The organism is Paenibacillus sp. Y930, assembly GCF_056786375.1.
On sequence record NZ_JBXCIX010000007.1, the window covers coordinates 107622 to 120733 of the forward strand.

Consider the following 13112-nt stretch of genomic DNA (forward strand, 5'->3'; position numbering starts at 1 on the left):
CCGCCTTCTTTTGCTCGGTGCTTTATCCAAGCGTGGTAAGGGGTCTGCACTTAGCAGGCTAGGTGCAGACAATTATACATGTACCCATATATAGCATATATCTCGAACTTACACCGTCCAATTATACGGAACCAGCAAAGCCTTTTTTGAATGTATTGATCGCATCAACAAGTGCTTTCTCGTTATCAGCAACAAGATCCTTCGTATCACGGATAGAAGCAAGTACTTCTAAGCGGCTGCTATCAAGGAATGCGTGGAATTCTTGCTCGAAACGAAGAACATCTTCAACTGCGATGTCATCAAGATGACCTTTAACCGCAGAATAGATCGATACAACTTGTTTCTCAATTGGCATCGGTTGGTTAACACCTTGCTTAAGTATTTCCATCGTACGAGCACCACGATTTAGACGGGCAACTGTTGATTTATCAAGATCAGAACCGAATTGAGAGAACGCTTGAAGCTCACGATAAGCTGCAAGGTCAAGACGAAGTGTACCAGCAACCTTCTTCATTGCTTTAATTTGCGCAGCACCACCAACACGAGATACAGAAATACCTACGTTAACCGCAGGACGCTGTCCAGAGTAGAACAAGTCAGACTCTAGGAAGATCTGTCCATCAGTGATGGAGATTACGTTTGTTGGAATGTAAGCAGATACGTCAGAAGCTTGAGTCTCGATAAATGGAAGAGCTGTTAGAGAACCGCCACCCAATTTATCACTTAGCTTAGCTGCGCGCTCTAGCAAACGAGAGTGAATGTAGAATACATCCCCTGGATACGCTTCACGACCTGGTGGACGACGAAGCAGTAGAGAAAGCTCACGGTATGCTGCAGCTTGCTTGGACAAGTCATCATAGATAACTAGTACATGCTCGCCTTTGTACATGAAGTACTCACCCATTGAACAGCCTGCATAAGGAGCTAGGTATAGCAATGGAGATGGCTCAGAAGCACCAGCAGTTACAACGATTGTGTAATCAAGTGCACCGTTGCGGCGAAGTGTTTCTACTACGTTAGCAACAGTAGATTGTTTTTGACCTATAGCTACATAGATACATTTTACGCCAGTACCTTTTTGGTTGATGATGGTATCGATAGCAATCGTCGTTTTACCTGTTTGACGGTCACCGATAACCAACTCACGTTGTCCACGACCGATAGGTACCATAGAGTCAATTGCTTTAAGACCTGTTTGCATGGGTTCATGTACAGATTTACGATCGATAACACCAGGTGCTGGTGATTCAATCGGACGGAACTCCGTTGTATTGATTGGACCTTTACCATCAACTGGTTGTCCAAGTGCGTTGACAACACGTCCAAGCAGCTCTTCGCCCACTGGAACTTCCATAATACGACCCGTACGTTTAACTTGGTCTCCTTCACGAATATCCGTGTAAGGTCCTAGAATAACGACACCGACATTGCTCTCCTCAAGGTTAAGAGCCATACCAACGACACCGTTAGCGAATTCAAGAAGTTCTCCTTGCATCGCATTTTCAAGACCATGTACACGAGCAATACCGTCACCGACATTGATAACAGTGCCTACGTCCACGACTTGAATTTCCGACTTATATTTTTCGATTTGCTGTTTAATCAGCGTACTAATTTCATCAGGCCTAATACTCAATTCGTTCACCCCTATCTACAGTGCTTTAGAATTTAAAGATTTCTGCAACCGCTCCAGCTTACCAGATAAGCTTCCATCGTATAGACGATCGCCAATACGAACTTGAACGCCACCAAGAAGAGCTGAATTAACGATTTGCTTTGCAATAATTTTCTTACCTGTTACTTGTCCGAATTGAGTCGCAACATTAGCTAGCTCGTCATCAGAAAGCTGCTGAGCAGAATAAACTACTGCATGCGCTTGTCCTAATGCTTCACCAGCAATTTTCACATAGGCTTCGTACAGACTCGGTATACCTTGCTGACGGCCACGTTCAACCATAAGCTGTAACGTTTGGTATACAAGCTCAGACAACTTGTCGCCGAAAACATCTTTCAGCAACGTCATCTTACTTTGAAGCTGTACACTTGGCAGTTCCAAAAATTTATTTAACTGCTCATCGCTAGCAACTACATCTACGAAAAGTTTTAATTCTTGTTCAATCTGAGATACGACCTTGCCAGCGGCTGCAAGCTCGAACAACGCCCGTGCATAGCGCTTCGCTACGACAATATCACGGCTCATTTACTTCCAACCTCGTCTAAATACTTATTAACGATCTCTTTTTGAGACTTCTCGTCAACTTGTTTCTCAATAATTTTAGATGCAATTTGCACAGAAATGCCGCCCACTTCTGCACGAAGTGCGGAGATCGCTTTATTTTTCTCACTCTCGATATCTTTGAGTGCATCATCTTTAATTCTTATAGATTCATTTTTCGCAGAAGATACCATTTCTTCAGCTTGCTTGGAGCTAGTCGCTCTTGCTTGCTCAAGAATTGAATATGCTTCCTTGCGCGCTTCATCAAGCGCTGCTTTTTGCTCAATCATAGCAGCCTCTGCTTGTGCTTGACTGCTAGTTGCAGCATCCATCTGCTCCTGAATAATCTGTCTACGCTTCTCCATTACTGCAAACAACGGGCCAAATGCATATTTATTCAAAAGCAACAGTAACAGTATAAAAGCAATAATGGTAAACGCAGTATTTGTCCAATATAAATCCATAACCGCACTCCTTTCCAACGATCGGGCGATATAATCAAAACAAAGGCGAAGAGGGCAAGCCCTTCCCCGCCATTAAAGACTTTTATTAGCTAGCAAAGAATGCCAAGAAGCCGATAACTACACCTGCTAGTGGAACTACCTCGACGATACCTGTACCGATAAACATTGTTGTTTGCAACGCAGATTTTTGTTCTGGTTGACGAGCAATACTTTCAACTGTTTTTGATACGATCATACCATTACCAATACCTGCGCCAATCGCGCCTAGACCTACTACAATAGCTGCTGCCAATACATTCAATTCCATTTCTAATTCCTCCTTATAATTGGGTAATTATTTAATATTACTTATTTATAACGAACTTTGAAGGCGTTTATCACGCTCATACAAAGAAAGTTGTCGTTATGTTTGCTGATGATCTTCCTCATGAATGGCTACTTGAGAAATGTATACCATTGTCAGTATTGTAAACAAAAACGCCTGAAGTCCGCCTACAAAAATACTGAAACCTTGCCATAACATCATAAACGGAGTTCCTAAAATCCCTAGCATCAGGATCGTCGTAATCAATATCTCACCCGCTAAAATATTAGCGAACAAACGCAATGCCAACGTTATTGGCTTTGCAATCGTCTCGATTACGTTAATTGGAAAGAAAACCGGATATGGTTCAAAGTAATGCTTAAAATAGTGCTTCCTATTCCATTTTATTCCTAAGAAATGAATAATAAAGAATACTACAAGGGCCAAGCCCGCTGTAACAGACAGATCCGCTGTTGGTGATTTCCACCAAGAGATGTGCGCAATTCCGTCATGTTCTGCGAGTACTTCTTCTGTAATTCCCAATGACAGAATCACATGATCCGTTTCTGTCACGATCTGAGCCGGTAGCCCTATCACATTGGCTGTAAAGATGAATAAAATAATTGTCATCCCAAGACCTACAAATTTTTTGGCTTTTTCCAATGGCATCGTACTCGCAATTGTATTGTGAACGAATTCCACAATCCATTCCAAAAAGTTTTGTGCTTTGGTCGGATTCTCAACCGATAAATTACGAACTGCTAAGCGCGCCAACACAAATACAAGAATTGAAGTAACAGTGATGGCAATAATAGCAGAAAGGTCAAATTCAACGCCACCCCAGTCCACAATTGGGAAAATATGCATATTTCAATTTCACTCCTTTCCGCTGTTATTTTCTTTCACAGTGTGAACAATAGCTGCTGCTAAAATTAAGAAGGGCATAACCAAGCTGCCTGCAAGAGCGGCTGGTACATTTATAATATCTGGATAGCGGTAAGCGATCATCACAAGTAGTAACACTGTTGCGATCCGATTACCGAAACCCAGCCCTTTTGGTTTAGAAGGCTTGCCACTTTTCTCTACGTACTCAGCTATTAAGCCAACTCTACGATGCAATAAAAACGCATTCATACTGCTTGCTATAAGCCCTAACGCAATTCCTAATGTAACCGACTTCCACTGAGGCAGGAAGAACCACATTATAAATGCAGTAGCGATAAGAATGAACATCCAGCGTACAGCTGACTTCATCATATTATCCATTGGAGTCCTCCAGCACTTTTTTTACGACAAGGATGGCGGATACAATGCCTACGGCAAGTCCGAACATAACACCGCCTACGACCCATCCTGAATTGCCCGATCGGTCGCTAATGTAGGCTCCAGCCCAATACCCAAGAAATATACAAACAGCAACTTGAATACCAAGCGCTCCAACAAGCGCCAACCCCAACAGCGGGTTATCTTCCTTGCTCTTCTTCGTCATGGACAGACACTCCTGCCAATCTTCATATATTTTATCGAAGCAATATAAGGTTTGTCAATTGATTTTACTACATAAAAACAATAGTTCCTACTAGTAATCCCTTGTCAGGCAAGGGATGTTTTATATGACAAACCGTACAGTGCTACTGTATACTGTACATTTTCTCTTAACGATACGAATGGCCACGAAACTATGAACGTTGTGTGAACGAATCGGGGCGAGTCGATGATTTTCCAAAATAATGCAAAATCGCATCGACAATACGTTCTGAAGCCTGTCCATCACCATAAGGATTAGCGGCTTGGCTCATACGCATATATAATGCTGAATCGCTCAACAATGCTTTTGCACGTTCATACACTTGTTCTTCATCGGTACCAACAAGCTCTAATGTACCAGCTTCGATTCCTTCTGGACGCTCTGTCGTATCACGTAGCACAAGTGTTGGCACACCAAATGATGGTGCTTCTTCTTGCAACCCGCCAGAATCTGTCATAATCATATAAGTATGTGGGTAGAAATTATGGAATTCGAATACATCTAGTGGATCAATTAACTGTATACGCGGATGATTACCCAAAATTTCTTGAGCTGGTTCACGTACAGCTGGATTTGGATGTACGGCATATACGAATACAACATCTTCAAATTCATCAGCAATCCGTTTGACAGCATTGAAAATATGACGATGAGGTTCACCTAATGATTCACGACGATGTGCTGTCATTAAAATCATTCGTTTGCCTTTCGCCCATTCAATAACAGGATGTGTAAAGGAATCATCCACTGTATATTGGAATACATCGGTAGCTGTATTACCCGTAACATAAATCGTATCTTCATGCTTATTCTCTTTGCGAAGATTATTCGCAGACGAATCGGTAGGTGCAAAATGTACATCAGACAATACACCAGCAAGCTGACGATTCATCTCCTCGGGATATGGAGACATCTTGTTCCATGTACGAAGTCCCGCTTCAACATGACCTACTTTGATTTTCTTCAAGAATGATGCATAGCTAGCTAAAAATGTTGTTTGAGTATCACCATGGACTAGCACAATATCGGGCTTTGCCTCTTCCAGTACAGGATCAAGACCTTCAAGCACACGAACTGTCGTCTCTGTTAACGTCTGACGATCCTTCATTACATTCAAATCAAAATTCGGCTTAATTTCAAAGAAATCGAGCACCTGATCTAGCATTTGACGATGCTGTGCGGTTACGCAAACAATCGATTCAATTTCTTCTTCACGTTTTTGCAGCTCTAATACTAACGGAGCCATCTTTACAGCTTCCGGTCTAGTCCCGAAAATTGTCATTACTTTTAACTTAGACAAACTGCTCCACTCCAATTCTACTTTTCAATCCGTACTTTCCAAGTTCATTTCATATTCGCAGTCGAATACGCTTCGTCAGCATAAGCTTCGCTTGTCAGCACCAAGAAGATGGAATGTTACTTGAGAAAGGCGGAAGCGCAAGTGTGCGTACTTGGTACACGCGAACCGTACTTTCCAAGTTCATTTCATATTCGCAGTCGAATACGCTTCATCAGCTTAACCTTCGTGATCACAAGCGGATAATTTGAGCTACCTCTTAGTTTGTGCCGAAAATACGGTCTCCTGCGTCACCTAGCCCTGGAACGATATAACCTTTTTCATTCAAACATTCATCTAATGCAGCAATATAGATATCTACATCTGGATGAGCTTCTTGCATTGCTTTCACACCCTCTGGTGCAGCAATAATACACATTAACTTTATATCCTCACAACCACGTTGTTTCAAAGAGTTAATCGCTGCAATAGCGGAACCACCTGTAGCAAGCATGGGATCGACGACAATAAGCATTCTATCTTGTGCATCTGTTGGCAGGTTAATATAGTACTCCTTTGGTTGGAATGTTTCATGATCACGAGCAAGCCCGATATGACCAACTTTTGCAGAAGGAATCAATTTCAAAATACCATCAACCATACCTAGACCTGCTCGCAAAATAGGCACTAGGCCAAGCATACGTCCTGAGACAATTTTAGATTCTGTGATCGCAACTGGCGTTTCAACCTTGATCGTCTGAAGTGGAATTTCTCTTGTAATTTCATATGCCATGAAAGTAGCTACTTCGTCAATAAGTTCACGGAAATCTTTCGTATTCGTTTCCTTATCTCTAATAAAAGTAAGCTTATGCTGGATCATCGGATGATCACAAATAAATAAATTGCTCATGGAACCTCCCAGAATTGTCTATATATTTTCTTTCTAACTATATCTCATATCGATCATAATCCAACTTATTATAGCACTGAAGGTCTGTTGTTGCACCTAAATTCGTTATCATTCTATAAAATACTCCGGAACAACTTATCTGATGCTACGGCATATTGCCAAGTTGGTTCCACATAATAATTAATAACAAAATATATGGTGCTAGTATAACTTTTTTGTATTATTACACTAACAGGCTCAAGTAAATAAACCAAAAAAACGGCTCTGTTCGCATATTTGCACAGCAGTCGTTTTTTGTTTTATTTGAATATTTTCACTTTATATCCTCTACGCATAATGACAGGCTGCAAAGTGATTTTTCTTAACATCTAACAATTTAGGAGCATCCACCTTACATTTATCAGTCGCAATCGGACATCTCGTATGGAAATGACAACCTGATGGTAGATGAATCGGACTTGGTAAATCGCCAGTTAATACAGTACGTTCACGCGTAGCCTCAACCTCTGGATCCGGTATTGGAATAGCGGACATTAAAGCTCTAGTATATGGATGCCTTGGATCTGCATACAAATCTTCACTACTTGCCAGCTCGACAATTTTACCCAGATACATAACCGCAACACGATCACTAATATGTTTTACCATGGATAGGTCATGAGCGATGAATAAATATGTTAATCCCATATCACGTTGTAGTTCTTGTAATAGATTCACCACTTGAGCTTGAATCGATACATCGAGTGCGGATATTGGTTCATCGGCAATAATGAATTTTGGATCAACTGCAAGTGCACGTGCAATACCAATACGTTGTCGTTGTCCACCAGAAAATTCATGTGGATAACGAGATGCATGAGCAGAGTTCAAATTAACAAGCTCTAGTAGTTGTTCTACTTTTTTCTTGCGCTCAGCGCGACTACTTGTTAATTTGTGAACATCTAACGCTTCTCCAATAATATCCATAACCGTCATACGAGGATTAAGCGATGCATACGGATCTTGGAATATCATCTGCATATTACGACGAAGGGCCTTCATCTCACTGCCCTTCAAATCGTAAATATTTTTACCTTGAAACAGAACTTCTCCCTCAGTAGGCTCATATAGTCGCATCATTGTACGGCCGGCAGTAGATTTCCCACAACCAGACTCACCAACAACACCGACTGTTTCACCTTGCTGAATAGAAAAAGTTATATCGTTAACAGCTTTCAATATATTATTATTTCCAAGGTTGAAAAATTTACTCAGATGATTAACTTCTATTAATGGCTTACTCATTCTGAATCCCCCTCTTTCGCATAAGGGTGTAATAACCAACAAGCAGAACGATGAGCTTCATTATCTTCTGCCGATACAAGATCTGGATCAATATTAACGCATACTCTCATCGCTTCAGGACAACGCGCACTAAAACTACAGCCTTTCGGCGGTGAGAACAGATCTGGTGGAGTACCAGGAATCGGAATCAATGGTTCATCTTTCTTCTGATCAAGACGTGGTACAGAGCGCAGTAATCCTCTAGTATAAGGATGCTGTGGATTGTTAAAAATCTCATACTTTGTTCCTGTTTCTACCACTTTACCTGCATACATAACGATGACTCTATCACATACGTCGGCTACGACACCAAGATCATGCGTGATTAAAACGATGGAAGTACCCATCTTTTTCTGCAAATCTTTCATCACTTGCATAATTTGCGCTTGAATCGTTACATCTAGAGCAGTTGTAGGCTCATCAGCGATCAAAAGGGAAGGATTGCAAGCTAGTGCAATGGCAATCATCGCACGTTGACGCATACCACCAGAAAATTGATGAGGGTACTGTTTAATACGATCTGCTGGATTCGGAATACCTACAAGCGTAAGCATTTCAACAGCACGATCACGAGCCTGAGCTTTACTTAGCTTCTCATGCTTCAACAATCCTTCAACGATTTGTGTGCCTATTGTTAAGGTAGGATTCAAAGAAGTCATCGGATCTTGAAAGATCATCCCGATATCTTTACCACGAATCGCTTCCATTTCTTTTTCGCTTTTTTTCAGTAAATCGTTACCTTCGAACATAATAGAACCGCTTATGACAGCAGGGGGGCTAGGAACAAGGCGCATTAGAGATTGGGCAGTTACACTTTTGCCGCAACCAGATTCGCCAACAATCGCTACCGCTTCACCCTTATTGATGTGAAAATTCACACCACGGACAGCTTGAACGACACCACCACGGACATTAAAGTGAACTTTAAGATCCTGTACCTCAAGTAGCTTTTCCATTATTCCACCTCCTAAAACTTTTTATATTGCATCTTGATCTACTTCTCATCATAAAAAGTTACATCGGAAGCATATCCTAAAACTTTTTATATTGCATCTTGATCTACTTCTCATCATAAAAAGTTACATCGGAAGCATATCCTAAAACTTTTTATGAAACTTCCTGATGAACTTCTTGTGAATAAAAAGTTACTTCGGAAGCATTGTCTAAACTTTTTATGAAACTTCTCGTCGAAGTGAACTACCGTGAGCATCCGTTATTTTTTCATTTTCGGATCTAGTGCATCACGTAATCCGTCACCAAATATATTAAAGCAAAGCATCGTTAAACTAATTAGAATGGCAGGGAAAATCATACGCCACGGATAGACTGTCATAGCTTTCAATGCATCATTAATCAATGTACCAAGTGAAGCAGCAGGTGATTGAACACCTAGACCAAGGAAGCTCAAAAATGCTTCTGCGAAAATAGCAGATGGTACCGTCATTGTAATCGTAACAATAATTGGACCCATTGCATTTGGAATAAGATGTTTTCTCATAATATGACTTGTACTAGCGCCTAGCGTGCGAGCAGCCAACACATATTCCTGGCTTTTCAGTTGCATAACTTGTCCACGGACAATCCACGCCATATTAATCCAGCCTGTAATACTAAGTGCTAATACAATCGTGAACATACTCGGCTCGAAAATAACAATTAGCAATATGACAACTAGCATACTTGGTATGGAATACAATATCTCACAAAAACGATTCAATATCTCATCTACTCTACCGCCGTAATACCCCATAATTCCGCCAATAATAACCCCAAGAATGAGATCGATTATTGCAGCATATAATCCGACCTGCAACGATATTCCCGCACCCATCCAAGTACGTTCAAACATATCTCGTCCAAGAGCATCCGTACCGAACCAATGCTCAGAACTCGGCGCTTGATTCGTAATCGACAAATCATTCGTTTTATAATCATATGGCGTCATCGCTTGACCAAAAAACGCAAAGAAAATAATGACTATTAAAATGACTAAACTTATCATAGCAAGCTTGTTTTCTTTCAGACGAATCCAAGCATCTTTCCAAGCAGATATACTTTCACGCACAACTAGATCAGAAGAAACTTCATTCTTCTCTAGCTTTGCAAAATCTTTCTTAGTTAACGTTTGATCTGACATTACGATCCTCCTTTGCTTCTTGCTAACTTAATTCGCGGATCAACAAAACCGTAGGCGATATCTGTAATTAAGCGCGCAAGCATCAGAATAACTGCATAAAAAATCGTAAGTCCCATAATTAACGTGTAATCACGATTTGTAATACTATTGACGAAGTCTTTACCTAAACCACCGATTCCGAATATCTGCTCTACAATAACAGATCCTGTAATAATGTTGGCAGTCATCGGACCGACGTAAGTCACAACCGGCAAAATTGCATTTCTTAAGGCATGACGCACAAGAATAACTTTTCCTGATAAGCCTTTAGATTTGGCTGTTTTAATATAATCTGCCGATAGAACCTCAAGCATGCTTGAACGAGTAAGTCTCGCAATGAATGCTGTCGGAAGGAACGATAAAGCGATAACAGGCAATACATAATCCATAGGACCATTTAACCCCGTTACGTTAAACCATTGTAATTCAACTCCGAATATATGCTGTAATCCGGCAGCTACGACAAAGTTAGGTATAGATACACCTAATACAGCGATAAAGATGGTGAAACCATCAAGAAATTTACGATGATTTAGAGCAGCGATAAGACCAAGAAGCAATCCTGCAGCAATAGATAAGAGTATTGCCCATAAACCAAGCTGCATCGAATATCCAAAACCATTTACAATAACAGATTCTACTGTTGTATATTGCTGTTTCATTGATGTTCCAAGATCAAGATGCAGCAGGTTGTTCATATAGTTTAAGTATTGCTCCCATATCGGTTTATCAAATCCGTATTTCTCCATCAACTTTTGTTGTATAGCAGCAGGGATGTTTTTCTCTGACTGGAACGGATTACCCGGTATCGCCTTCATTAAGAAGAACGTGGCTGAAGCTAAAACAAATATCGATAAGAGCATGTACATTATCTTCTGTATAATATAGCGGACCAACTTATGTCACACCTCCAATATGTCATGTTACAAGAGAAGGATATATGCTGAAAAAGAAGCATATATCCCCCCATCTTGTATTATTAATGCAAGTTCAAAAGTAAGTTTTCAGAAGTATCTCTGAACCCTATTCTTGTACTTGTTCTTGTTCGTAATACCCACGTGTGTAGTTAACATCGCCTTTAAAGTCAACATATACACCTTTTACATCAGGTCTCATCATATGCACTGAACTGTAATAGTAAAGCGGCATAATAGAATGTGATTCAATAAGCATTTTTTCTGCTTGAGCCATTAATTCCATACGAACCTTTTGATCATCCGTAGCGTTAATTTGAGCGATCAAAGCATCGTAATCTGGATTGGCGTAACCTGTGTTGTTATTACCGCTATTAGAAGTGAATAGACCAATGAATGAGATTGGATCATTATAGTCTGCTCCCCAACCGGCACGTGCGATTTGGTAGTTCATTGCTGTACGATTATCTAAGAATACGCCCCATTCTTCGTTACCGATTTGAGCATCAATTCCTAGATTTGTACGCCACATATCAACAATTGCCTCAGCTACTTTTTGATGAGCAGCATCAGTGTTATAAGTTAATTTGAACGCAGGAAGCTCAGTCCAACCCTGTTCTGCAAGACCTTCAGCAAGTAATGCTTTTGCTTCTTCAATATTTTCTTGGAAGTAATCATCTTTAACTTCACTACGGAACTCACCTTCAACACCTTTAATACCTGGAGGAACTAGTCCAAATGCAGGAATTTGACCACCAAGTGTTACTTTTTCAGTTAAGTCAGAACGACTGATAGCCATTGATAAAGCTTGACGAACTTTTGCATTATTGAAAGGTTCTACGGTTGTATTGATAATGTAGTAATACAAACTTGCAGTTCCTTTAACTTCATAATCGTTTGGATATTCTTTTGCAAGTGTTGCATATTGATCAGTTGGAAGTGTACCCGTTGGGTGACCAGCATAATCTAATTTACCTGTTTTATACATATTAAGCTCTGAACTTGGATCATTAACGATCGTCATGGATACTTTCGCGAATTTAATATCATTACGAGCATGATAATTTTCGTTGGGCTCAAGAACAATCGATGTATTACGTTTCCATTCCGTCATTGTAAATGGACCGTTAGTAATCATCGTGTCAGCCGCTGCAGCAAAAGCTTCATTCTCAGTTACAGAAGAGTGAACTGGGAAGTAAACAGCAGTAGATAGCAATGATTCAAAATATGTTGTTGGGCTGTTAAGTGTCACGACAAGAGTGTGCTCGTCTGTAGCAGTTACACCTACATCATCAACAGAGCCTTTACCCGTGTTATAAGCTTCAGCGCCTTTGATATAGTACAATTGGTACGCATATTGAGAAGGCTCAGGAACTAACTCAGGATTAAGCGCACGTTTCCAAGAGAATTCGAAATCGTTAGCAGTTACAGCATCGCCATTTTTCCATTTAGCGTCTGAACGAATTGTAAATGTGTATGTTTTACCATCTGGCGAAATATCCCATTTTTCAGCAACGCCTGGTTGAACATCACCATTCTCGTCAACAATTGTTAGACCTTCATAGATTGCATTAATAACTGTAAAAGATACTTGATCTGTTGCTTGTGCTGGATCTAATGTTGGAGGCTCAGTAGCTAAATTCATGCGGAATTCATTATTACTTGCGCCACTTTCATTTTTAGAACCACTAGCACAGCCAGTTGTGAAAATAGCTAGTACAAGTACCAAAGAAAGGATAGAAATTAGATTCTTTCTGTTCATGTTCTTACTCCCCTTTAATCTAGATGTGGTTAAGCTTTGTTGTTTGAACCGTAAAAATCATGATGAAAATATTAGAAAGGTGTATTCTCATGCAACAAAACTAATATTTATGCTATCTTGCGATTATACAATTCTTAAATGAAAACATGGGGTTGACTATACTACTTGAATGTAAAACGTGTCAAGATAACAAAAATTTACAATGGTTAAATATTTGTAAAGCTTGACGAATAATCCCTT

At 40.3% G+C, this 13112-nt stretch carries 14 protein-coding genes; all 14 read right to left on the minus strand.

What is annotated here, in order from left to right; genetic code table 11:
* Window positions 1-121: 121 nt before the first annotated feature.
* Window positions 122-1636 (minus strand): F0F1 ATP synthase subunit alpha, encoded by a 1515-nt coding sequence (atpA, locus tag AC1TO5_RS18320; RefSeq protein WP_482064283.1) that lies wholly within the window; start codon window positions 1634-1636, stop codon window positions 122-124.
* Window positions 1637-1651: 15 nt separating this feature from the next.
* Window positions 1652-2200, minus strand: a complete 549-nt coding sequence (locus AC1TO5_RS18325) for a F0F1 ATP synthase subunit delta (protein ID WP_482064284.1) — start codon at window positions 2198-2200, stop codon at window positions 1652-1654.
* Complete coding sequence (gene atpF, locus AC1TO5_RS18330; protein ID WP_482064285.1) at window positions 2197-2679, minus strand: F0F1 ATP synthase subunit B; 483 nt, start codon at window positions 2677-2679, stop codon at window positions 2197-2199. The genes AC1TO5_RS18325 and atpF overlap by 4 nt, the downstream gene beginning before the upstream one ends.
* 85 nt (window positions 2680-2764) lie before the next feature.
* Complete coding sequence (gene atpE / locus AC1TO5_RS18335) at window positions 2765-2980, minus strand: F0F1 ATP synthase subunit C (RefSeq protein WP_482064331.1); 216 nt, start codon at window positions 2978-2980, stop codon at window positions 2765-2767.
* Window positions 2981-3082: 102 nt separating this feature from the next.
* Window positions 3083-3850, minus strand: a complete 768-nt coding sequence (atpB, locus tag AC1TO5_RS18340) for a F0F1 ATP synthase subunit A (protein WP_482064286.1) — start codon at window positions 3848-3850, stop codon at window positions 3083-3085.
* 9 nt (window positions 3851-3859) lie between these two features.
* Window positions 3860-4249, minus strand: a complete 390-nt coding sequence (locus AC1TO5_RS18345; protein ID WP_482064287.1) for an ATP synthase subunit I — start codon at window positions 4247-4249, stop codon at window positions 3860-3862.
* Window positions 4242-4472, minus strand: a complete 231-nt coding sequence (locus tag AC1TO5_RS18350; protein ID WP_482064288.1) for an AtpZ/AtpI family protein — start codon at window positions 4470-4472, stop codon at window positions 4242-4244. Before AC1TO5_RS18350 ends, AC1TO5_RS18345 begins: the two co-directional genes overlap by 8 nt.
* Window positions 4473-4662: 190 nt before the next feature.
* Entirely contained in the window at window positions 4663-5811 is a 1149-nt protein-coding gene (wecB, locus tag AC1TO5_RS18355) for a non-hydrolyzing UDP-N-acetylglucosamine 2-epimerase (RefSeq protein WP_482064289.1), read from the minus strand.
* A 256-nt stretch (window positions 5812-6067) separates the two neighbouring features.
* Complete coding sequence (upp, locus tag AC1TO5_RS18360; RefSeq protein ID WP_482064290.1) at window positions 6068-6697, minus strand: uracil phosphoribosyltransferase; 630 nt, start codon at window positions 6695-6697, stop codon at window positions 6068-6070.
* A gap of 327 nt (window positions 6698-7024) precedes the next feature.
* Window positions 7025-7981, minus strand: a complete 957-nt coding sequence (locus AC1TO5_RS18365) for an ABC transporter ATP-binding protein (protein ID WP_482064291.1) — start codon at window positions 7979-7981, stop codon at window positions 7025-7027.
* Window positions 7978-8976, minus strand: a complete 999-nt coding sequence (locus tag AC1TO5_RS18370; protein ID WP_482064292.1) for an ABC transporter ATP-binding protein — start codon at window positions 8974-8976, stop codon at window positions 7978-7980. Before AC1TO5_RS18370 ends, AC1TO5_RS18365 begins: the two co-directional genes overlap by 4 nt.
* Before the next feature lie 257 nt (window positions 8977-9233).
* Window positions 9234-10157, minus strand: coding sequence for an ABC transporter permease (locus AC1TO5_RS18375; RefSeq protein ID WP_482064293.1), 924 nt, complete (start codon window positions 10155-10157; stop codon window positions 9234-9236).
* Window positions 10157-11092, minus strand: a complete 936-nt coding sequence (locus tag AC1TO5_RS18380; protein ID WP_482064294.1) for an ABC transporter permease — start codon at window positions 11090-11092, stop codon at window positions 10157-10159. Before AC1TO5_RS18380 ends, AC1TO5_RS18375 begins: the two co-directional genes overlap by 1 nt.
* 127 nt (window positions 11093-11219) lie before the next feature.
* Window positions 11220-12872 (minus strand): peptide ABC transporter substrate-binding protein, encoded by a 1653-nt coding sequence (locus AC1TO5_RS18385; protein WP_482064295.1) that lies wholly within the window; start codon window positions 12870-12872, stop codon window positions 11220-11222.
* Window positions 12873-13112 lie beyond the last annotated feature (240 nt).